This window comes from Streptomyces sp. CMB-StM0423 (assembly GCF_002847285.1).
Taxonomy (GTDB): Bacteria; Actinomycetota; Actinomycetes; order Streptomycetales; family Streptomycetaceae; genus Streptomyces.
Genome location: NZ_CP025407.1, coordinates 2,909,646 through 2,930,888, shown reverse-complemented (window position 1 = coordinate 2,930,888; position 21,243 = coordinate 2,909,646). Strand labels below are relative to the sequence as shown.

Here is a 21,243-nt window from a genome sequence, read left to right as displayed (position 1 = left end):
GAGCATGGCCTCCTCCCGTACCTCCGCCGCCCCACCCGTCGCCGCCTCCCAGGCGGCTTCGGTCGCCGAGGCCGGGCTCGGTCTGCGCGAGCGCAAGAAGCTGCGCACCCGCCAGGCGATCCGGCAGGCGGCGTACCGGCTGATCGGGAAGCAGGGGTACGAGCAGACCACCGTCGAGCAGATCGCCGAGGCCGCCGAGGTCTCGCCGAGCACCGTCTTCCGGTACTTCGCGACCAAGGAGGACATCATCCTGACCGACGAGTACGACCCGGTGCTGGAGCAGGCCATCCTCGACCGGCCGGCGGACGAGCCGCCGCTCGTCGCGCTGCGGGAGGCGGTGGTCGCCTCGCTGCGGCTGCTCTACGACGAGTTCCGGCCCGAGTTCGTGCTGCGGATGCAGTTGGTGCGCGAGGTGCCGGCGCTGCGGGCGCAGATGCACCAGGGCATGGACCAGAACGTCGAGTTGCTGTGCAGGGTGCTCTCCGAGCGCACCGGGCGGCCGAGGGACGACTTCGAGCTCCGGGTGGTGGTGGGGGCCATCTTCGGGGCGCTGACGCAGGTGCTGTTCGAGTGGGTCGACCGGGGACCGGACTGCGACCTGGTGGAGACGGTCGACCGGGCGCTGGCGGTCCTGGAGCGCGGCCTGACGCTGTGAGGCGTGCCCGCGCGCTGTGAGGCGTGCCCCGTCTCAGCCCTGCGCGGGTGCGGCCGGGGTCAACTGGGCGCGTAGCTCTTCGGGCCCCGTCACCGGGGCGGCGCAGACGAAGTGGCGGCAGACGTACGCGGCGGGAGCGCCGTCGACGAGGGGCCGGTCCGCGAGGAGGGGGACGGCGTCCGGATCCTCGGGCAGTGCGGCGGCGGGCTGTGCCGCGGCGGATTCCGCGGTCGCGGCCGCCTCCGGCGCCTCACCCGTACCGGCGGGCGGCCCGGTGGCGACCACCGCGCCGGGGGCGGGGGAGAGGAGGGCCGTGCGGTGGAGCTCCGCGCGGCGGGGGTCCTCCGGGGAGCCCACGACGGCGACCTCGCGGGGACCGTCCAGCGCCGCCTCCGCCGCCGCGAGGCCCCAGCCGACGAAGCGGGGAGCCCGCGGGCCCAGCTTTGCCACGATGCCGAGGGCCTGTTCGGCGGCCTCGCGGTGCCGTTCGCTGCCGGTGTAAGCGGCGTAGGACAGCAGCGCCGCGGCGGATGCCGTCCAGCCGGACGGCGTCGGGTTGTCCGTCGGGTCCTGGGGGCGCCGGATGAGCTGTTCGGCGTCGTCGGCAGTGTCGTACAGCGTGCCGCCCTCGCCCCGGAACCGGTCGAGCACCGTGTCGAGCATCAGCCCTGCGAGGTGCAGCCACGTGCCCTCGCCGGTGACGGCGGTGAGCGTGAGGAAGCCCTCCGCCACGTCCCCGTAGTCCTCCAGCACACCGGCGTTGCCGCCGGCCGCACCGCCGCGCGAGGTGCGCACGAGCCGGGCCACCGTGCCGGGCCCGCCGGCGCCGTCCGTCATGTGCACCCGTACCAGCAGATCCGCCGCGGCCACCGCGGCGTCGACCAGGTCCGGCCGGTCGAAGTACGCACCGATCTCGGTGAGGGCGGCGATGGCCAGCCCGTTCCACGCCGTGACCACCTTGTCGTCGCGGAACGGCCGCGGCCGGTCCGCCCGCGCCGCCGCCAGCCGCTCCCGTACGGAGGCGATCCGCTCGGCGTCGAACGCCACCCCGGTGTCCGGCAGTTGCAGCACCGAGGCACCCTCCTCGAAGGTCGCCGCCTCCGGCGCCCCGGGCACCCCGTAGTACGTACCCGCCAGCGCCGCGTCCTCCGCGCCGAGGACCTCGCGCAGCTCGCCGGGCGTCCACACGTAGTACGCGCCCTCGGCGTGCCCGCCGCCGTCCGGCCGGTCGCTGTCGGCATCCAGCGCGGAGGCGAAGCCGCCCTCCTCGGTGCGCAGTTCGCGCACCATGAAGTCCGCGGTCTCCAGCGCCACCCGCCGGGCCAGCTCGCTGCCGGTCGCGCGCCAGAGGTGGGCGTAGACGCGGGCCAGCAGGGCGTTGTCGTACAGCATCTTCTCGAAGTGCGGGACGATCCATTCCGCGTCGACCGAGTAGCGCGCGAAGCCGCCGCCGAGCTGGTCGTAGATGCCGCCGCGGGCCATCGCCTCGCAGGTGGCCTGCACCATCTCCAGCGCCGCCGCCGAGCCGGTACGGGCGTGGTGGCGCAGCAGGAACTCCAGCACCATCGGCTGCGGGAACTTCGGCGCGCCGCCGAACCCGCCCCGTACCGCGTCGAACTCCTTCGTCAGCTCCAGCAGCGCCCCATGCACCTCAGCCGCCCCGGGCGCCCCGCCCTCCGCCGCGCCGAGCGTCCGCCCGGCAAGGTCGGCGGCAACCCGCGCCGCCACCTCGGCAACCTCCCCCCGCCGATCCGCCCACGCCGCCGCAACCCCCTGCAGCACCTGCCGGAACGACGGCATCCCGCCCCGCGGCCGCGGCGGAAAGTACGTCCCGAAGTAGAACGGCTCCGCATCGGGCGTCAGAAACACCGTCATCGGCCACCCACCCTGCCCGGTGGCAGCCTGCACCGCCTCCATGTACACGGCGTCGACGTCGGGCCGCTCCTCGCGGTCGACCTTGATGCTGACGAACCCGGCGTTCAGCTCCTCGGCGGTCGCCTCGTCGGCGAAGGACTCCCGCGCCATCACATGACACCAGTGACAGGAGGCATACCCCACCGACAACAACACGGGCACATCCCGCCGCCGCGCCTCCTCGAAGGCCGCCGGCGACCAGGGCCACCAGTCGACGGGGTTGTCGGCGTGCTGCAGGAGGTACGGGGAGGTCTCGTGCGCGAGTCGGGTCGCCATTCGGCCATCGTGTCACTGCCGGCGCCCGGGGCGCCGATCGGCACGGCTCGGGATCCGGTGTGACAAGCCTTGGGGGTACGGGCCCGTCCAGCTCCACGGCCCACAAGGGGCTCAGGATCGCCCGCGCCGAGCTGCGCGGCCGGCCTGCGTGACCTAGCGCTGGCGGTAGCCGTCCAGGAAGGTGCCGATGCGGGTGATGGCGTCCGTCAGGCCGTCCTTTTCGAGGAGGGTGACGATGCGGAAGTGGTCCGGGCGGGGCCAGTTGAAGCCGGTGCCCTGGACCAGGAGGATGTTCTCCGCGCGCAGGAGGTCGAGGACGAAGCGGGCGTCGTCCTTGATCTTGTGGACCTTGGGGTCCAGGCGGGGGAAGGCGTAGAGGGCGCCCTTGGGTTTGACGCAGGTGACGCCCGGGATCTGGGTGAGCAGGTCGTACGCGGTGTCGCGCTGGACGAGGAGGCGGCCGCCCGGGAGGATCAGGTCTTTGATCGACTGGCGGCCGCCGAGGGCGGTGGCGACGATGTGCTGGGCGGGGACGTTGGCGCACAGGCGCATGTTCGCCAGGATCGTCAGGCCCTCCAGGTAGCTGCGGGCGTCCTGCTTCGGGCCGCAGACGGCCAGCCAGCCGCTGCGGTAGCCGGCCACGCGGTACGCCTTGGAGAGGCCGTTGAAGGTGAGGACCAGCAGGTCCGGCGCGTAGGTGGCGGTGGGGGCGTGGGTCGCGCCGTCGTAGAGGATCTTGTCGTAGATCTCGTCGGAGCACAGCACCAGGCCGTGGCGGCGGGCGATGTCCGTCAGCCCGCGCATCAGCTCGGCGTCGTAGACGGCGCCGGTGGGGTTGTTCGGGTTGATGACGACCAGGGCGCGGGTGCGGTCCGTGATGCGGCGCTCGATGTCGTCGAGGTCGGGCATCCAGTCGGCCTGCTCGTCGCACTGGTAGTGCACCGGGGTGCCGCCGGCCAGGGAGACCGAGGCGGTCCACAGCGGGTAGTCAGGGGCCGGGATCAGGACCTCGTCGCCGTCGTTGAGGAGGGCCTGCATGGACATCTGGATCAGCTCGGAGACACCGTTGCCCAGGAAGACGTCCTCGACGTCGAGGTCGATGCCCTTGGTCTGGTAGTGCTGCATCACGGCGCGGCGGGCGGGGAGGATGCCCTTGGAGTCGCCGTAGCCGTGGGCGCTGCCGGCCGTGCGGAGGAGGTCCTCCAGGATCTCCGGGGGGCACTCGAAGCCGAAGGGGGCCGGGTTGCCGATGTTGAGCTTGAGGATCTGGTGACCTGCTGCCTCGCGCCGCATCGCCTCTTCGAGCACCGGGCCCCGGATGTCGTAGCAGACGTTGGCGAGCTTCGTAGACTGGATCACCTGCATGCGGCCACTGTACGGGCCGGTCCCCGACCCCGCCTCCGGATAACGTGCGAGGCCGGTCACATGGCCGGGGCCCGCCGGGGCCGGTCCGTAGCTGCCACAATGTCCGGATGGCGGCCCAACCCCCCACCGGCACACCGACGTTCGCCTCCCTCGGGGCCGGCACGCTCGCCCTGGTCAACGACGAGCCCGTGGCCGCCCCCGGCGACGACATCCTGGGCACCGGCCTGGCCGCCGCGCAGCTCGCCCGGCTCCTGCACGCCTCCCGCGCGTCGACGCCGTTCACCCTCGCCGTGGACGCCGGCTGGGGGATGGGCAAGTCCAGCCTGATGCGGCTGGTCGACGCCAGGCTGCGGGCCGAGCCGGACGTGGAGACGGTCTGGTACAACGCCTGGACCTCCACCGGCGCCGATGCCCTCGAAGGGCTCGTGAAGTCGGTGCTCGTCCGCTTCGAGCGGCGCACGCTCAAGCGCGCGCTGGCGCGGATCTCCCGGGCGCGCGCGGTGACGCGCGGCGTACGCGCCGTCACCACAGCGCTCGGCGGGGCGCTCGGCGCCGCCGGACTGGTCGACGAGCTGTGGACGAGCTGGGACGCGGGCCCCGAGGCGCGCAACGGGATGCGCGAGGAGATCGACCGCATGGCCCGCGAGTGGGCCGGGAACCGGCCGCAGCGGCTGCTGGTCGTCTTCATCGACGACCTCGACCGCTGCTCCGAGGAGACGGTCCTCGCCGTCTGCGAGGCCCTGAAGATCTACCTCGACGTGCCGGGGCTCGTCTTCGTCGTCGGCTGCGACCGCTCCGCGCTCGGCCCCAGCGGGCTGCTGCGCGACCTGTCGCCCGCGGGGTCCGCGTTCATGGAGAAGATCTTCCAGACCAGCTACCGCATCCCCGTCGCGGACAACGACGGCGTCGGCCGCTACGTCGAGTGGTGCGCCCGCACCGCCGGCATCGAGGGCATGCTCGACGAGGCGCTGAAGAAGCTGCTGGTCGAGCGGTCGGGGCGGAATCCGCGGCGGATCAAGCGGCTGGTCAACGGCTTCGTGCTGGAGGCCACGCTGAACCCGGTGTGGTCCGGGTTCCGCCCCGAGGCGGTCATCAGGACGCTGCTGCTCCAGTACTTCTATCCGGAGTTCTACCGGATGATGACGGGCGCGTCCGGCGCCCCGGGCGGTGACGTGGTGCAGGAGTTCACGGCCTACCGCCGGGTACGCCGCACGCTGCTGTCGTCGGTGCCGCCGGAGGCGCAGGCGCTGTCGCCGGAGTTCGCCTCGGCCGCGGAGGCCGGCGCGTTCTTCGAGCAGTACGAGTTGTCCGCGCCCGAGACCCGGGGGGAGTCGGAGCACGCGCTGGAGCAGATGGAGCGGCGGCTGCCGGTCGGCTTCCCCGAGCACGCGGACGACCAGGGGTTCACGTCCCTGCTCGGCGACCTGCTGCGGGTGCCCGACGCAGAGCGGCTGCTCGTGCTGCTGCGCGAGGGGGCACCGGTGCCGGTGGAGGGGACGGGCCAGGCGCAGCCGCCGGTCGGGCTCCCGTACGTCGCCGGGCGGGACATGGCGATCGGCCCCTGGGGGGCGTCCGCGGGCGGCGGACCGTACGAGACGGCCTCCCACGGCCACCACCAGCCGTTCCCGGTGCCCTCCCGGCCGGTTCCGAGCCAGCAGGCGTACCCGCAGCCGGGCTACGCGTACCCGCAGGGCGGGAGCCAGCCCCAGCCGGCCTACGCGAGCCCCCTCCCTCCGAGGGGCGACATCGACCTCGGCCGCCCGCTGCCGTCCTCCCTCGCGCTGGAGGGCCTGCGGATCCTGTGGGTCGACGACCATCCCGAGAACAACACGGCCCACGTCCGCCGGCTGCGCAGCCTCGGCGCCAGGATCGCCCTCGCGCGGGATCGCCAGGAGGCCGAGCAGGAGCTGGCCGTCCTCCCGTTCGACCTGCTGATCTCCGACATCACCCGCGGCGGCCAACAGTCGGCGGGCCTCGACGACCTGCGGGCCTGGCGCACCTCCGGGAGGTACGGCGGCCGCGCCGTATTCCTGTCCAGCCGGGTCACTCCCGAGCGCGAGGAGATCGCGGCCGGCCTGGACGCCCGGATCTTCAACAGCGGGGACGCTTTACTGGGCTACGCCATGGAGCTGGCCGCGTCCCTCAGCGCCCTCCGTGTCCCCGCGCCGTCCGCTACCGAACCGTCCGCCCCGGAGCCCTCCGCCCCGGAACCGGCCGCCGCCGAACCGTCCGCCCCGGCACCGCGGTCGTCCGACGCCCCTCCCGGATGACGAACTCCCCGCCCACCAGCACGTACGGCACCCCCACCGGACCCCGCCGCGGCTCGTCGTACGTCGCCCCCGCCGCCACCGTCGCCGGGTCGAACAGCACCAGGTCCGCCACGTAGCCCTCCCGCACCAGGCCCCGGTCCGGCAGCCGCAGCCGGGCCGCCGGGCGGCCGGTGAGGTGGTGGACGCACTCCTCCAGGGGCAGCACGCCCAGCTCGCGCACGTAGTGCCCGAGGTAGTGCGGGAAGGTGCCGTACGCCCGCGGGTGCGGCTTCGCGCCGTGCAGGATGCCGTCGCTGCCGCCGGTGTGCGCCGGGTGGGCCATGATCGCCCGGACGTTCTCCTCGTGCCCCACGTGCTGGAGGATCGTCGTCGCCAGCCGGTCGTCCAGCAGCAGCCCGCGGGCCGCGGCGAAGTCCGGCAGCCGCCGCCCGACCCAGTGCGCGAGCGCCGGATCGCCCACGCCCGAGACCTCGATCGTCGACCAGTCCATCGGCACCCCGTGCGACCCGTCGGAGCCCTCCACGTCCAGCGCGTGCCCGATCCGCGCCGCCGTGTCCGCGTCCCGCAGCCGCGCGAGCGCCGCCTCCGGGCCGCCCACCGCCGCCCAGCTCGGCAGCAGCGCGCCCAGCGTGGTGCAGCCGGCCAGGTACGGGTACGTGTCCAGGGTGACGTCCACGCCCTCGGCGAGCGCCCGGTCCAGCAGGGCGGTCAGCTCGGCGGCGCGGCCGGCGTTGACGTCGAAGTTGAGGGTGGCGTGCGCGAGGTGCAGCGCGCAGCCGGCGTCCCGGGCGAGGCCGAGCATCTCGGCGTACGCGCCGAGGGCACCGGCGCCGTACGAGCGGTGGTGCGGGCAGTAGTAGCCGCCGTACGCGGCGACGACCCGGCACAGCTCCGTCAGCTCTGCGGTCGGCGCGTACATCCCCGGCGTGTACGTCAGCCCCGACGACATCCCCACCGCGCCCTGCTCAAGCCCCTCCGCGACCAGCCGCTTCATGTGCGCCAGCTCGTCGTCCTTGGCCGGCCGGTCCTCCCAGCCCAGCGCCAGCATCCGCACGGTGCCCTGCGGTACGAGGTACGCGGCGTTGACGGCGAGCCCGTCGCCGTCGGGGCCGCGGTCGAGGCGGTCGAGGTACTCGCCTACCGTGCGCCAGTCGAACACCACTGCGTCGTCGCCCGGCCCGCCGCCGTTCCAGCCGGCGATCTGGCGGCGCAGCTCGCCGAGGGTGCGGTCGTCCACGGGCGCGTACGACAGCCCGTCCTGGCCGATGACCTCCAGCGTCACGCCCTGCGCGGCCTTGGCGGTGTGCGCGGGGTCGCGCAGCAGGACGAGGTCGGAGTGGGCGTGCATGTCGACGAAGCCGGGGGCGAGGACGAGGCCCCCGGCGTCGAGGACGGTGCGGCCGGTGAGCCGCGGGCCGATGGCCGCGATCCGGCCCTCGGCCAGCCCCACGTCGGCGCGGTGTCCCGGCGCCCCCGAGCCGTCGACGACGAGGGCGCCGCGGATCACCAGCTCCATGTCTCCCGCTCTCGGGCGCCGCTCAGAAGAAGGTCCGTACGTACTCCGTGACGGTACCGTCCTCCTCCACCAGCGGGATGAGCTGCCACTTGTCGAAGATCGTGCACGGGTGCGACATCGCCAGCGCCACCCAGTCCCCGACCTCCAGCTCCACGCCGTCGGGCGCCACGTCCAGCCAGGCGTGCTGGTCGGAGAGCTTGCGTACGGTGATGCCCGTCGCCGCCCGCTCCGCGCCCGCCCCGCCGGCCGCGTCGAATCTGCGCACCGCCGCCGGCACCGGCAGGTCCAGGTCGTACGCGGCGTCCCGCTTCCCGGCGTTGACGAACGCCTGCCCCGGCTCCGGCCGCGAGACCACCTGCGTCCACAGCCGGAACGCCGGCGTCAGCGACCCCTCGCCCGGCACCCGGTTGAACGGCGTCACCCGGGTGTAGTGCCCGTCGTCGTGGCTGATGTACGCGCCCGAGCGCAGCAGCTTGAGCACCGGCCGGGACAGCTCCGGCACCGCCGCGAAGCCGTCCGCGACGGCGTCGAACCACGCGCTGCCCCCGGCGCTGACCACGATCTCGCCGGTGTCCGCGAAGAGCCCCGCGGCGTCGAACTCCGCCGCAAGACCCAGCAGCCGCGCCATCCAGCCCCGTACCACCGCCGCGTCCGCGCCCGGCGCCTCCGCCTCGTACCCGGCGACCCCGACCAGCCGCAGCGTCCCCGCCCGCGCCGCCGCCTCGGCGACCGCGCGGCAGTCGGCCTCCGTACGCGCCCCGGTGCGCGCGTCAGGCCCCCCGCCCAGCTCGACCGTGACCTCCACGGGCCGGGTGGCCCCGGCCGCCCGCAGCGCCGCGTCCATCAGCTCGACGCCGCGCACCGAGTCGACGTAGCAGACCAGCCGGAAGTCCGGGTCCGCGGCCAGCTCGGCGGCGAGCCAGCGCAGCGCGGCCGCGTCGACCAGTTCGTTGGCGAGGAAGATCCGCCGGACGCCGAACGCGCGCGCCACCCGCACCTGGTGGGGGACCGCGACCGTGATGCCCCAGGCGCCGTGGCCGAGCTGGCGGTCGAAGAGTTGCGGCGCCATCGTCGTCTTGCCGTGCGGCGCGAAGGCCAGCCCGTGGGCGGCGGCGAAGCGGGCGAGCGCGCCGAGGTTGTGCGCCAGCGCGGGCGCGGAGAGCGCGAGCACCGGGGTGGTGAAGCCGCCGGTGAAGAGCGAGCGGCGCTCGGCGGCCAGCTCGCCGACGGTGAGCCCGGCCGCGTCGGGCGGCAGGCCCTTGAAGCGGTGGTCAACGCGTTCTTCTGCCAGCTCGGCGAGCGACGCCATGAAGCCCTCCAGCAGGTTGGTTGCGCAACACGCAACGTGCATTGCGTATATCGACACCGCTGTCTAACATCCGGGCGAACGGCCGGTCAACGGTCGGCGGTACGCAGCCGGGGGTCGCAGCCGGCGTACGGAGCCACGCCAGCGGGAGGTCGCGATGAGCCAGTCGGTCGGCCGCGCGCTCGCGATCCTGCCCATGCTCGCCGAAGGACCCGCGGGCCTGGAACAGGTCGCCACCCGGCTCGGCGTGCACAAGACCACCGCGATGCGGCTGCTGCGGACCCTCCACGAGCACGGCCTGGTCTACCGCCAGGACGACCAGCGCTACCGCCTCGGCGCCCGGCTCTTCGCCCTCGCCCAGGCGGCGGCCGAGAGCCTGGACGTCCGCGAGATCGCCCACCCGCACCTGGTGCAGCTCGGCGAGCTCACCGGGCACACCGTGCACCTCGCGGTCTACGAGGACCGCGAGGTGATGTACATCGACAAGGTCGACAGCCGCTACCCGGTGCGGATGTACTCGCGCATCGGCCGGCCCGTCGCGATCACCGTCGCGGCCGTGGCCAAGCTGCTCCTCGCCGACCTGCCGGAGCCGGAGCGGCGCGCCGTCGCCGAGCGGCTCGAATACCCCATGTACACCCCCCGTTCGACGCCCGACGCGCAGGCCCTGCTCGCCGAGCTGGCCGCGGTGCGCGAGCAGGGGTGGGCCACCGACTTCGGCGGCCACGAGGAGTCCATCAACTGCATCGGCGCCCCCATCCGCGGCGCCGACGGCCGTACCGCCGCCGCCTGCTCCCTGTCGGCGCCGAACGTCGTCGTGACCGCGGACGAGCTGATGACCCTCCTCCCGCAGCTCCGCCGCACGGCGGCAGCGATCAGTGACGACTACTCCGGAAGAGTGCCCGCATGAGCGACAAGGCCCAGAAGACCGACGTCACCCCCGCCACCCACGTCCCGCCGCCGGCGCGCTTCTCCGCGGGCGTGCGCAAGGGCAACATCCTCCAGGTCGCAGGACAGGTCGGCTTCCTGCCGGCCGAGGAGGGCAAGCCGCCGACCCCGGCGGGCCCGGATCTGCGGGCACAGACCGAGCAGACGCTGTCCAACGTCAAGGCGGTGCTGGAGGAGGGCGGCGCGTCGTGGGAGGACGCGGTGATGATCCGCGTGTACCTCACCGACACCGCCCACTTCGCCGAGTTCAACCAGATCTACGACGCCTACTTCGCGGAGCTGGAGCAGCCGCCGGCGGCGCGTACGACCGTGTACGTCGGGCTGCCCGCCGGGCTGCTCGTGGAGATCGACTGCCTGGCCGTCCTCAGCTGAGCGGACGTCCTCCCGGCCCGGCCGTCAGCGCCCCGCGCCGACGGCCGGGCCGCGGAACGTCCGCCGGTAGGCGTTCGGCGTGGTGTCCAGCCGGCGCAGGAAGTGGTGGCGCAGCGTCGCCGCGTTGCCGAAGCCCGCGCGGGTGGCGATGGCGTCCACCGTGGCGTCGGTCTCCTCCAGCAACTGCTGTGCCAGCAGCAGCCGCTGGCCGAGCAGCCACTGGTACGGCGTCGTGCCCGTCTCCTGCTGGAAGCGGCGGGCGAACGTCCGCGGCGCCAGATGCGCCCGCGCCGCCAACTGCTCCACCGTGGCGTCCTCGTCCAGGTGCTCCTGCATCCAGGCCAGCACGCGGGCGATGGCGTCGTCGTCGCACGTGCCGCGCACCGGCCGGTCGATGTACTGCGCCTGGCCGCCGTCCCGGTGCGGCGGTACGACCATGCGGCGGGCGATCGCGTTGGCCACCTTGCTGCCCTGCTCCTCGCGTACGAGGGCGAGGCAGGCGTCGATGCCGGAGGCGGTGCCGGCGGAGGTGAGCACCGGGCCGTCGGCGACGTAGAGCACGTCGGGCTCGACCAGCGCGTCCGGGTACTCGCGCTTGAGCATGTCGGTGTAGAGCCAGTGCGTCGTGCAGCGGCGGCCGTCCAGCAGCCCGGCCTGGGCGAGCAGGAACGCGCCCGTGCAGACGCTGAGCACCTTCGTGCCGCGCGCCACCGCCTCGCGCAGCGCGTGCAGCAGCTCCGGCGGGAAGTCGCGGTGCGCGAACTTCTGGCCGGCCGGGATGGCGATCAGGTCGGCGTCGGTGAACCGCTCCAGGCCGTGCGGTACGTCGACGGGCAGGCCCGGGTGGACGGTGACGCGGCCCGGGCGCGGGGCGGCGAAGGAGAAGTCGTAGAGCGGCAGGCCCTCCTCGCGGCGGTCCATGCCGAAGACCTCGCAGACGACGCCCAGCTCGAAGGCGTTGACGTCATCGGTCAGCAGGCACACGACATTCGACAGCATGGGTCGAGTATGCCATCCCGATGGCAGCAATTCGAAGTTCTATGGCAGGGCTGCCACTGTTTGTGTGTGCAAGGATCCGGGATCGTAGACGACATGAACGCGATCCTCGACTACACCGTCGGCACCCTGGTCCTGCTCCTGATGGCCGCGATCCTCGCGGGTCCGGCCCTGTACTTCGACCGGCGCGAGCGCCTCATCGACCGCCGGCTCAAGGCCGCCGAGCGCGGCGCCGACCCGGCGCCCGCGAAGGACGTCTCCGTACGGGACGCACTCGCCCGCTACGGCCGCGCCGCCTGACCGCAAGCCCCGCAAGCACCGCAAGGTACGGCGCGCCCCCGGTCCCGGGGGCGCGCCGCCGGCGTCAGCCGGTGCAGTACTGAGCCTCCTTGCCGATCGAGCGGTACATGCAGTCGGCGTTCTCCAGCAGTTGCAGCACCGCGTCGCGGTTGCGGCTGGTCTCCCGGTCGATGACCTCGTCGGGCGGGTAGAACCCGCCGCCGCCCGCCGAGCGCGGGTACATCTCGAACGTGTAGCTGAAGATCTTCTGCTCGCCCCAGAGGTAGTCGTTGACCGACCCGTCCGTGATGTAGAGGTCGCTCGACTGCTGCGCCGTGTAGCCGTTGCTCGCGGCCATCTTCCCGCCGACCGCGGCGAACGCGTCGCGGTCGTCCTGCGTCAGGCCCGGCCCGGTGTCGTTGTACGTGTACCCGTACGGCCACAGCACCAGCTCGCTGTACGTGTGGAAGTCGATGCCCGCCTTGATCTGCTGCTTGCCGCCCACGACCCGGCTGCGCGCGAAGTCGGCGACGACCTTGACCTCCTTGGCCGACTCGCCCGCGCTGCCGCGGTAGGTGTCGGAGGACGGGCTGCCGGAGGAGCCGCCGCAGCAGCCCCAGCGGTACTTCCAGTTGCGGTTCAGGTCCGTGCCGACCGCGCTGGAGCCGGAGTTGGGCTGGCGGTTCTTGCGCCAGCTCCGGTACGAGCCGGTGGCGATGTCGTACTCGCCGCCGTCCGGGTTCAGATCCGGCACGATCCAGATCTCGCGGCCGTTGACGGCATTGGTGATCCGCTGGTCGGTGCCGTAGCCGTCGGCGAACTCGCCCAGCAGGTACAGCGCCATCTCGACGGTCAGGTGCTCGCGGGCGTGCTGGTGGTGGGTGAAGAGGACCTCGGGCTCGGCCTCGTCGGTGCGCACGTTGTCGCTGACCTTGACGGCGACGATGTCGCGGCCCTCGTGCGAGGTGCCGATGACCTGCTTGCTGATGAGGTTCGGTTTCGCGGCGATCAGCCGGTCGATCTCCGCGGTCATCTCCGCGTAGTTGTGGTAGCCGGAGTCGGCCGGCGGGAAGTCGAGCGTCGTGGGGGGCTTGTCCGCCAGCCGCGCGGGCGGGGCGGGAAGCCGTTCGAGCCGGTAGCCGAGCGCGCGGAGCTGCCGGGCCTGGGCGCCGTCGGCGGAGACGACCACGGAGTGGTCGCGTACCTCGTCGACGGACACGCCGGTGGCGGCGAGGCGGGTACGGGCCTCGCGGCCGGTCTGGCCCGGGACCTCGTACTGCCGGATCTGCCCGCTCTGCTCGCTCCGTTCCGCCTGAGCCGTACTCCCGGTCTGCGCCGGCTCGGCGCCGGGTTCCGCGCCGGCGGCGCTGAGGGCGCCGGCGGCGGTGAGGGCGAGCACCGCGGTCAGGGTCACCGACCGAATGCGTAGTCGCATGCCTGCTCCTGGATGTGGAGGTGTGGGGTGGTGCATGGCGACGTCGTGTCGTGTGGGGCTGTGATGCGCGTCAATGGTTCTGAACCTGGCGTGATCAGGTCAAGAGGCCGTGCCGGTCTTCCGCCGCGTACGCCCTCTTGTGCGGCCGTCCGGGGATCCCTTTCAATGCCGGAGATCGCAGGGGGGACGAGCTGCGAAGGAGCCGCTCATGGCTGACCGCACCGAGCCTGCGTCCGCACCGCCCGAGATGAGAAAGGCCAAGTGGCGCTACGTCGGGCCGGGGATCGTCGTCGCCGCGACCGGCGTCGGCGCCGGCGACCTGGTGGCCACGCTGCTCGCCGGCAGCAAGTTCGGCTACACCCTGCTGTGGGCCGCCGTCATAGGCTGCGTCGTCAAGGTCGCCCTCGCCGAGGCCGTCGGCCGCTGGCATCTGGCCACCGGACGCACCCTGTTCGAGGGCTGGCGCACCCTCGGCACCTGGACCTCCGTCTACTTCGTGATCTACGTCGTCGTCTGGGGCTTCGTCTACGGCGCCACCGCCATGTCGTCCTCCGCGCTGCCGCTCGTCGCGCTCTTCCCGGACGGTCCGGAACTCAAGACCTGGGGCATCCTCACCGGCCTGTCCGGCCTGGTCTTCGTCTGGTTCAACCGCTACGCGGTCTTCGAGAAGGTCATGACCGTCCTCGTCGGCGTCATGTTCGTGGTCGTCGTCTACGTCGCGATCCGCGTCTCCCCGAACGCCGGGGACGCCTTCGCGGGGCTGTGGCCCACCCTGCCCGACGACTCGCTGCTCTACACCCTCGGCCTGATCGGCGGCGTCGGCGGCACGATCACCATGGCCGCGTACGGCTACTGGGTCAACGCCAAGGGTTGGACGGACATCGGCTGGCTGAAGGTCATGCGGCTGGACAACCGGGTCGCGTACATCACCACCGGCATCTTCGTCGTCGCGATGCTGCTCGTCGGCGCCGAGCTGCTGCACTCCACGAGCCTCTCGCTGGAGTCGGGCGACAAGGGCCTGGTGGACCTCGGCGACATCCTGGAGGAGCGCTACGGCGCGGCCACCGCGAAGCTCTTCCTCGTCGGCTTCTTCGCCACCTCGTTCACCTCGCTCATCGGCGTCTGGCACGGCGTCAGCCTGCTCTTCGCGGACTTCGTCGAGAACGTGCGCGGCGCGGGCGGCGGCGGCGACGGCAGCGCGCGGGAGGTCGCCGCGGGCGGCCGGGAGCGGTCGCTGCCGTTCCGCGTGTACCTGCTGTGGCTGACGTTCCCGCCGATGACGTTGCTGTGGCTCGACGAGCCGTTCGCCATCGTCATCACGTACGGCGTGCTCGGCGCTTTCTTCATGCCGTTCCTCGCGCTGACGCTGCTGTGGCTGCTCAACACCGACCGCACGCCGCGGCAGTGGCGCAACGGCCTGCTCAGCAACTCGCTGCTGACCGTCTCCGGGCTGCTCTTCCTCGTGCTGTGCGTGCAGCAGATCAGGGACCTGCCCTGGTAGCGGGCGGATACGGGCCCGCCCGCCCGGGTTGCACGGGCGGGCGGGCCGTGGGCCGCCGCCGCGGCCGGCAGTGCGGGAGGCGGCCGGCCGCGGGCGGCCGGTCAGGGCAGGGCGTGCACGTGCGGCCCCACGGCGCCGGACCAGGAGTTGCCCGCGGTGGCGTCCCAGTTGGTCGACCAGGTCATCGCGCCGCGCAGGTCGGGGTACGTCCGCGGGGGCTTGAACGAGCCGCAGTTCGTGCCGCGGGCGAGGCAGTCGAGCGCGGCGTTGACGACGGACGGCGCGGTGTAGCCGCCGCCCGCGGCGCGGGTGGACGCGGGCAGGCCGAGGCCGACCTGCGAGGGCGCGAGCCCGCCTTCGAGCTGGATGCAGGCCAGGGCGGTGAGGAAGTTGATCGTGCCCTGGGCGTACACGCCGCCGTCGCAGCCGAGCATCGTCCCGCTGTTGTAGTACTGCATGTTGACGACGGTGAGGATGTCCTTGATGTTCAGCGCCGTCTTGAAGTACTCGCCGGCGGTCGACTGCATGTCGATGGTCTGCGGCGCCATCGTGATGACGAGGCCGGGGCCCGCCTTCTGCGACAGCGAGCGCAGCGCCTGCGTCATGTAGGTGGAGTTCAGGCCGTTCTCCAGGTCGATGTCGACCCCGTCGAAGCCGTACTCCGTCATCAGCGCGTACAGGCTGTTCGCGAAGTTCGTCGCCGCGGTGGAGGAGTTGACGGCGACCGTGCCCTTCTCGCCGCCGACCGAGATGATCACGGACTTGCCGGCCTGCTGCTTGGCGGCGATGTCCTGCTTGAACTCGGCGACGGTGTAGCCGCCGAGCCCGGCCGAGTCGAGGTTGAAGGTCACCGCGCCCGGCGTGCCGGTCGCGTCGGCGAAGGCGACGGCGATGATGTCGTACTGGCTGCTGACGTCGCGGATCTTCTGGACGGTGGCGCCGTTGTTGAAGTTCTGCCAGTAGCCCGTCACCGCGTGCTTCGGCACGCCGGGGCCACCGCCGCCGTCCGGGGTCGTCGTGCCCGTGACCGCCGCGGACTTCGGGGACTCGCCGGCGGCGTTGGTCGCGGTCACCTGGAACTGGTACGCGGTCGAGGGCGTCAGCCCGGTGACGGTCGCGGAGGCGCCGCCGGTGCTGAGCACCTTCGTGCCGTCGCGGTAGACGTTGTAGCCGGTCGCGCCGGTGACCGGGGACCAGCCCAGCGAGACGGAGCGGGCGGCGGTGCCGGTGGCCTGGAGGCCGGTGGGCGCGGCGGGGACGGTGCCGGGATCGCCGCCGGGTCCGGTGAGGCTGACGTCGTCGGCGTGGTAGGCGGGCTGGCCGTACCAGCCGTGGGTGTAGACGGTCACCGAGGTGGTGTTGGGCCCGGTGGTGAAGCTCGTCTTGAGCTGGGTGTACGAGGACGCGCCCGAGGTCCAGGTCGAGACGTCGGTGGTGCCCGTCCCGCCGGCGCCCAGGTAGATGTACGAGCCCTGCACCCACGCGCTCAGCTCGTACGCGGAGTTGGGCCGGACCGCGACGCTCTGCGTGCAGCGGGCGTTGTCCTGCCCCGCCGGGGTGGCGCGCAGCGCCGCGGTGCCGCCGTGCACCGGGCCGGCGACGGTGGTGGCGGCGGTGCCGGAGCAGGTCCAGCCGCTGAGGCCGGACTCGAAGCCGGGGTTCTGGACGAGGTTGGGCTCCGCGGACGCGGCGAGCGGGGCGCCGAGGAGCGTGGCGAGGAGGCCGCCGGCCGCGGCGACGGCGAGCCGGCGGAAGGAGCCTCTGGCGGTACGGACGGTGCGGGGCGTGCGGGGTCTGCGTGCTCGGAACACGGGGGCCTCCGTAACGGGGGAGCGCGTGAGGAGCTGGACCGTGCGGGGTAGTGGGTGGGCCGGGGACGTACGGGTCAGGGACGGTTGCGGGTCGGTGCAGGGTGCGCCGCACAACTTGGTCCAGACCAATGCGGGTGTCAAGTCTTCCCGTACGGGAGCCGCACCGCGAACGGCGCCGTCCGGCCCGCCCCCGCCCGGCCGCCGCGCACCCCAACCCTCTTTGCACAAAAGGTGTTTCCGCAGCCCACGTCCCGGTTATGGTGCTCAGAGCGTGTCTGAGACCGGTGGGGGGACGCCCGACGTGCCAACAGCCATCGCAGTCACCGGCCCCGACCTCGTGCTCCCCGCCCCCGGTCGGCACGGGCCGCTCGGCCGGCAGGGCCCGCCCGGCCTTCCAGGACCCACGGTGATGGCGCTGCGCCACCCGCGGGAGCAACCCCTGGAGGAGGCGCTGGCGGAGGTGTCCGCCGTGCTGGAGCAGCACGGCTTCCTCGTCGTGCTCCACCCCGCCGCCGGCCCGGCCGAGGTGGTCCGCCGGCTGCACACCGTGCGGTCCGTGCTGGAGAGCGACCGGATGGCGCTGATCGCGCTGCCGTTACCGCCGCTGGCCGTCGCCGTCATCGCCCGCCAGTTGCTCCAGTTGTCCACCGCCGACCTCGGCGCCGGCGTGCTCGCCACCGCCGCCCGGCTGCTCACGCACTACATCCACGCGGGCGCCGTGCTCGGCAGCGTCGCCAAGCTCGACCGGGTGCCGGTGACCCTCGGCGCGCACGCCCGCTCCTGGGTGCCGGGCGCGCAGTTCGCCGTCCTCGCCGCGCCCCGCCCCCAGTTGGTACGGATCGGCCGCGACCCCGTGCCGCCGGGACCCGACTTCGCCACCGGGCTCGTGCACGCCTCCGGGCGCGCCGACGCGGCCTGGGTCACGGGCGAACTCGCCGCCGGATGGCGGGTGCAGGCGATGGAGATGGCGCCGCTGCCCGCAGCCTCCGCGCCCTGGTGGGCGACGGACAAGGTGTGCGAGTTCGCCGCCGGGATCACCGATCCGCTGGTGCTGAGCCGGCTGGTCGCCTCGGTGCAGCGGGCCCGCTGCTCGTGGTGCGGGCTGGAGATCATCGGCGACCGGTGCCTGCTGTGCGCCACCCCGGTGCCGCCGGGTCCCGCCGCCCCCTCGCCCCCGCTGCCGCAGGCGGTTCCGCAGTCCATGCCGCAGCCCGTACCGCACCAGGGCGCGCCCCCGCCCCTCGCGCAGCCGCCGCCGCGGTCCGTACCGCAGCCGCACCACCAGCCCGCCGTCGGCGCGGCGCCACCGTCACCCCCCGAGATCAACCGTTGAGGTCCCGTCGATGAACTCACGCCAGCGTCGCGGCATCATCCTCGTCCTGCTGTCGGTCCTCGTCGCACTCGGCGCCTTCGCCGGTGTGCTGGCGTTCGTCAGCGACGTGGAGTCCAAGGTCGGCGACGAGGCCACCGCGTACCGGCTCACCACCGACGTCGAGGCGTACGAGCCGCTGGAGCCCGACCAGTACGAGAAGACGACCATGCCGAAGCGCTGGCTGCCCGACACCGCGGTCACCGACCCGGGCGACCTGGCCGGGAAGGTCGCGCTCACGCCGCTGAAGCAGGGCTCGCTGCTGCAGAGCGACATGGTCAGCGGGCGCCCCGACCTGGAGCCCGGACAGCAGGAGATCGCCATCATGATCGACGCCTCCACCGGCGTCGCCGGGAAGATCACGCCGGGCGCGCGGGTCAACATCTTCGCCACCTTCGACGCCCAGGGCGACGGCGACAAGCCCGTCTCCCAGGTGATCGTCGCGGGCGCCCGGGTCATCGACGTCGGCGAGCTGACGCCGATCGAGCGCACCGGCGACGACGACCCGCGGGCCGACGAGGGCGAGGCCGTGCCGATCACCTTCGCCCTCGGCACCTCCGACGCGCAGCGCGTGGCGTACGCGGAGTCCTTCGCCACCCACGTGCGCCTCGCGCTGGTCGCCCCCGGCGAGGAGGACACCGACATCGCCCCCGAGGACCGCACGTACACCCTCGACGAGGACCGGTGAGGGGCCGCACATGACCATCCGCATCCGGCGCAGGGCCGTCTCCCCGCGGGCGTACGGGACGCGGGGCGCGCCCCCGTGCGCGTACCCGGCGGAAGGGGGCCGGCGGCCATGACCGTACGCATCCAGCCCGTCATCGCCGACCCCGACGCGGCGCGCGCCACCGTCTCGCTGCTCCACCAACTGCCCGACGCCGAGGCCGCCGCACCGATCGGCGACTCCGTCGCGCTCCTCGACCACCTCGCGACGCTCGCCGGCACCGGCGTGGCAGAACTCCCCGAGGTCGTCCTCGTGCACGAGCGGATCGGGCCGGTGCCCGCGCTGGAGCTGATCCGCGACGTCGCGCTGCGCTTCCCCGCCGTCGGCACCGTCCTCGTCACCGCCGACACCTCGCCCGCCGGTTATTCCGCCGCCATGGACGCCGGCGCCCGCGGCGTCGTCGGGCTGCCGCTGGCGTACGAGGAACTGGCCGCCCGGGTGCAGGCCGCCGCGCAGTGGAGCGGCGGCGTCCGGCGGCACCTCGGCGCCGCGACGGGTCCTGAGGCGTTCGGCGGCCCCGGCGGCACGCTCGTCACCGTCAGCGGTGCGAAGGGCGGCGTCGGCACCACCGTCGCGGCGGTGCAGCTCGCGCTCGCCGCGCGGGCCGCCGGGCGGCAGGTGGCGCTGGCCGACCTGGACCTGCAGTCCGGCGACATCGCCTCGTACCTCGACGTGCAGTTCCGCCGCTCGGTCGCGGACCTGGCGGGCATCAAGGACATCTCGCCGCGCGTGCTGCAGGACGCCGTCTTCACCCACCACACCGGCCTCGGCCTGCTGCTCGCCCCCTCCGAGGGCGAGCGCGGCGAGGACGTCGACGACCGGGCGGCGCGGCAGACGCTGAGCGCGCTGCGGTCGCGGTACGAGGTGGTGGTGCTCGACTGCGGCAGCCAGGTGACGACGCCGAACGCCGCGGCTGTCGAACTCGCCGACGTCGCCGTGCTCGTGACGACGCCCGACGTGATCTCCGTGCGCGGCGCGAAGCGCATGCTGCGGCTGTGGGACCGGCTGCAGATCCGCAAGGCGGAGGACACCGTCGTGCTGGTCAACCGGCTCACCCGGAACACCGAGATCCAGCCGTCGATCATCGCGCGGGCCACCGGGACGACGGTGGCGCGCACGGCGGTGCCCGCGGCGTTCAAGGAGTTGCAGCCGCTGGTGGACGCCGGGCGGCTGCAGGACCTGGAGCAGAAGTCGACGGTGCGGCAGGCGCTGTGGGCGGTGGCGGGGGAGCTGGGGCTGACGGTGGTGCCGGACCAGGCGGGCCCGGGTGCGGCCGGTGGTCCCGGCGGTCCGGGGGCGCACGGAGGCGGCGGGCCGCGGGCGCTGGGCGCGGGCGCCGTCGCCGCCGGCGGCCGCGGCACGGGCCCCGCGCCCCAGGTCGCGCAGACCGGCGCGAAGCCGGCGCTGCCGCCCGGCGCCCCGGGGGCGCCGGGGCCTGCCGCCGCGCCGGGTCCCGCGGCAGGGCGCGGGGGGCGCCGCTGGGGGACCGCGGGCAGGTGTCGGTGGAGTTCGCCGGCATGCTGCCGCTGATCGCGCTGGTCCTCGTCGTCGTCTGGCAGTTCGTCCTCGTCGGCTACACCTACTCGCTCGCCGGCAACGCCGCCGACATGGCCGCCCGCGCCGCCGCCGTCGGCGACGACCCGGCCGCCGCGGCGGCGGAGGACCTGCCGGACGCCTGGGACGCCTCGGTGTCGGTCGGCTCGTCGAACGGCGTCACCACCGCCCAGGTCGACCTGAAGGTGCCGGTCCTCTTCCCGGGCGGGCTGGACTTCCCGTTCACGGTCAGCGGCACCGCGGGCGCGACGGACGAGGGAGGCTGAGGTGGGGAGTGGATCGCGTACGGAGACGCTCCGCGCGGAGAGGACCGAGAGCCGAGAGCTGCCCGCGCGGCGACGACGGCGTGACCGCGGACCGTGCCCGCGCGCCGGCGCCCGCGCCGGGCGCCGCGCGCCGGCCGCCGAAGGCCCGCCGCCCGTGCCGGCCGCGCGCGCGGGCGGCGGCACGCCTGCCCGCCCCTGCGCCGAGTCCGCACGCCGCGCATCGGCGGCTGACGGCCCGCCGGACCCGCCGCCGCGGCGAGGGAACCGCGGACCGCGGGACCCGGACGTCGGCGGAGCCGGGCACCCCGCGCCGGCCGCCTCCCCGGGCCCGCCGGCCCCGCGCCGGGACCGGGGGTCCGTGGCGATCGAGTACATCGGCTTCCTGCCCGTGCTCATCTTCATCGCGCTCGCCGCCGTGCAGTTGGGCATCGCCGCCTACACCGCCTCCCAGGCCGGCACCGCCGCCCGCGCCGCGGCCCGGATGGAGTCCCTGGACGACCCGCCGTCCTCCGCCGCGGCCGCCGGCGCCGCGGCGATCAGCGACTGGCTGGACGCCGGCTTCTCGGTCTCCTCCGGCGACGGCGAGGTCACCGTCACCGCCAGCGTCGAGATCCCGTCCCTCATCCCCGGCGTCGACAACTTCGGCTCGGTGGAGCGCAGCTCCACCATGCCGCGGGGGAAGGACTGAC

Annotated in this window: 18 protein-coding genes; 11 read left to right on the top strand and 7 right to left on the bottom strand. The window is 73.8% G+C overall.

The features are described 5' to 3' along the window. Positions 1-4: 4 nt before the first annotated feature. Complete coding sequence (locus CXR04_RS12355) at positions 5-655, top strand: TetR/AcrR family transcriptional regulator (protein WP_199850445.1); 651 nt, start codon at positions 5-7, stop codon at positions 653-655. A gap of 33 nt (positions 656-688) precedes the next feature. Here the strand turns inward: CXR04_RS12355 and CXR04_RS12350 are convergent, their stop codons facing one another. Together CXR04_RS12350 and CXR04_RS12345 are read right to left on the bottom strand one after the other, a co-directional pair. Further along, positions 689-2,845, bottom strand: coding sequence for a thioredoxin domain-containing protein (locus CXR04_RS12350; protein ID WP_101421916.1), 2,157 nt, complete (start codon positions 2,843-2,845; stop codon positions 689-691). A 153-nt stretch (positions 2,846-2,998) separates the two neighbouring features. Then, positions 2,999-4,210, bottom strand: a complete 1,212-nt coding sequence (locus CXR04_RS12345) for a pyridoxal phosphate-dependent aminotransferase (RefSeq protein WP_101421914.1) — start codon at positions 4,208-4,210, stop codon at positions 2,999-3,001. Positions 4,211-4,317: 107 nt separating this feature from the next. Here CXR04_RS12345 and CXR04_RS12340 point away from each other — a divergent pair, with 107 nt between their 5' ends. Continuing rightward, positions 4,318-6,480 carry a P-loop NTPase fold protein gene (locus CXR04_RS12340; RefSeq protein ID WP_101421912.1) on the top strand — a complete coding sequence of 721 codons (2,163 nt, stop codon included), beginning with the start codon at positions 4,318-4,320 and terminating at the stop codon, positions 6,478-6,480. On the opposite strand, the gene CXR04_RS12335 is transcribed toward CXR04_RS12340, so the two are convergent. Beyond that, the gene (locus CXR04_RS12335) at positions 6,383-7,996 is read right to left on the bottom strand and encodes an N-acyl-D-amino-acid deacylase family protein (RefSeq protein WP_101421910.1); all 1,614 of its coding nucleotides are present in this window, start codon (positions 7,994-7,996) and stop codon (positions 6,383-6,385) included. The genes CXR04_RS12340 and CXR04_RS12335 overlap by 98 nt on opposite strands. Before the next feature lie 22 nt (positions 7,997-8,018). Then, complete coding sequence (locus CXR04_RS12330) at positions 8,019-9,347, bottom strand: alanine racemase (RefSeq protein WP_101421908.1); 1,329 nt, start codon at positions 9,345-9,347, stop codon at positions 8,019-8,021. Positions 9,348-9,459: 112 nt separating this feature from the next. Here CXR04_RS12330 and CXR04_RS12325 point away from each other — a divergent pair, with 112 nt between their 5' ends. Together CXR04_RS12325 and CXR04_RS12320 are read left to right on the top strand one after the other, a co-directional pair. Further along, positions 9,460-10,209 (top strand): IclR family transcriptional regulator, encoded by a 750-nt coding sequence (locus CXR04_RS12325; RefSeq protein WP_101421906.1) that lies wholly within the window; start codon positions 9,460-9,462, stop codon positions 10,207-10,209. After that, positions 10,206-10,619: a RidA family protein gene (locus CXR04_RS12320; RefSeq protein ID WP_101421904.1), complete on the top strand. Its 414-nt coding sequence runs from the start codon at positions 10,206-10,208 to the stop codon at positions 10,617-10,619. The genes CXR04_RS12325 and CXR04_RS12320 overlap by 4 nt, the downstream gene beginning before the upstream one ends. Positions 10,620-10,643: 24 nt before the next feature. On the opposite strand, the gene CXR04_RS12315 is transcribed toward CXR04_RS12320, so the two are convergent. Next, on the bottom strand, positions 10,644-11,618 hold the full coding sequence (locus CXR04_RS12315) for a GlxA family transcriptional regulator (RefSeq protein ID WP_101421903.1): 975 nt from the start codon (positions 11,616-11,618) through the stop codon (positions 10,644-10,646). A 93-nt stretch (positions 11,619-11,711) separates the two neighbouring features. Between CXR04_RS12315 and CXR04_RS12310 the strand changes: the two genes are divergently transcribed. Further along, on the top strand, positions 11,712-11,915 hold the full coding sequence (locus CXR04_RS12310; RefSeq protein WP_101421901.1) for a hypothetical protein: 204 nt from the start codon (positions 11,712-11,714) through the stop codon (positions 11,913-11,915). Positions 11,916-11,979: 64 nt separating this feature from the next. On the opposite strand, the gene CXR04_RS12305 is transcribed toward CXR04_RS12310, so the two are convergent. Continuing rightward, entirely contained in the window at positions 11,980-13,329 is a 1,350-nt protein-coding gene (locus CXR04_RS12305) for a M14 family metallopeptidase (RefSeq protein ID WP_101421899.1), read from the bottom strand. Positions 13,330-13,537: 208 nt separating this feature from the next. Here CXR04_RS12305 and CXR04_RS12300 point away from each other — a divergent pair, with 208 nt between their 5' ends. After that, positions 13,538-14,830 carry an Nramp family divalent metal transporter gene (locus tag CXR04_RS12300; protein WP_101421898.1) on the top strand — a complete coding sequence of 431 codons (1,293 nt, stop codon included), beginning with the start codon at positions 13,538-13,540 and terminating at the stop codon, positions 14,828-14,830. 101 nt (positions 14,831-14,931) lie between these two features. Here CXR04_RS12300 and CXR04_RS12295 read toward each other — a convergent pair whose 3' ends face one another. After that, entirely contained in the window at positions 14,932-16,641 is a 1,710-nt protein-coding gene (locus CXR04_RS12295) for a chitinase (protein ID WP_101421896.1), read from the bottom strand. Between the two features lie 337 nt (positions 16,642-16,978). Here CXR04_RS12295 and CXR04_RS12290 point away from each other — a divergent pair, with 337 nt between their 5' ends. The 5 genes from CXR04_RS12290 (at position 16,979) to CXR04_RS12275 (ending at position 21,242) form a co-directional block, all read left to right on the top strand. Then, the gene (locus CXR04_RS12290) at positions 16,979-17,974 is read left to right on the top strand and encodes a hypothetical protein (protein WP_101421895.1); all 996 of its coding nucleotides are present in this window, start codon (positions 16,979-16,981) and stop codon (positions 17,972-17,974) included. A 10-nt stretch (positions 17,975-17,984) separates the two neighbouring features. Then, entirely contained in the window at positions 17,985-18,698 is a 714-nt protein-coding gene (cpaB, locus tag CXR04_RS12285; protein ID WP_101421893.1) for a Flp pilus assembly protein CpaB, read from the top strand. A gap of 108 nt (positions 18,699-18,806) precedes the next feature. Beyond that, positions 18,807-20,264 carry an AAA family ATPase gene (locus CXR04_RS12280; protein WP_234380196.1) on the top strand — a complete coding sequence of 486 codons (1,458 nt, stop codon included), beginning with the start codon at positions 18,807-18,809 and terminating at the stop codon, positions 20,262-20,264. Continuing rightward, the gene (locus CXR04_RS35790) at positions 20,252-20,554 is read left to right on the top strand and encodes a pilus assembly protein (RefSeq protein ID WP_234380195.1); all 303 of its coding nucleotides are present in this window, start codon (positions 20,252-20,254) and stop codon (positions 20,552-20,554) included. Before CXR04_RS12280 ends, CXR04_RS35790 begins: the two co-directional genes overlap by 13 nt. Before the next feature lie 358 nt (positions 20,555-20,912). After that, entirely contained in the window at positions 20,913-21,242 is a 330-nt protein-coding gene (locus tag CXR04_RS12275; protein ID WP_047020329.1) for a TadE/TadG family type IV pilus assembly protein, read from the top strand. The last annotated feature ends 1 nt before the right edge of the window (position 21,243 follow it).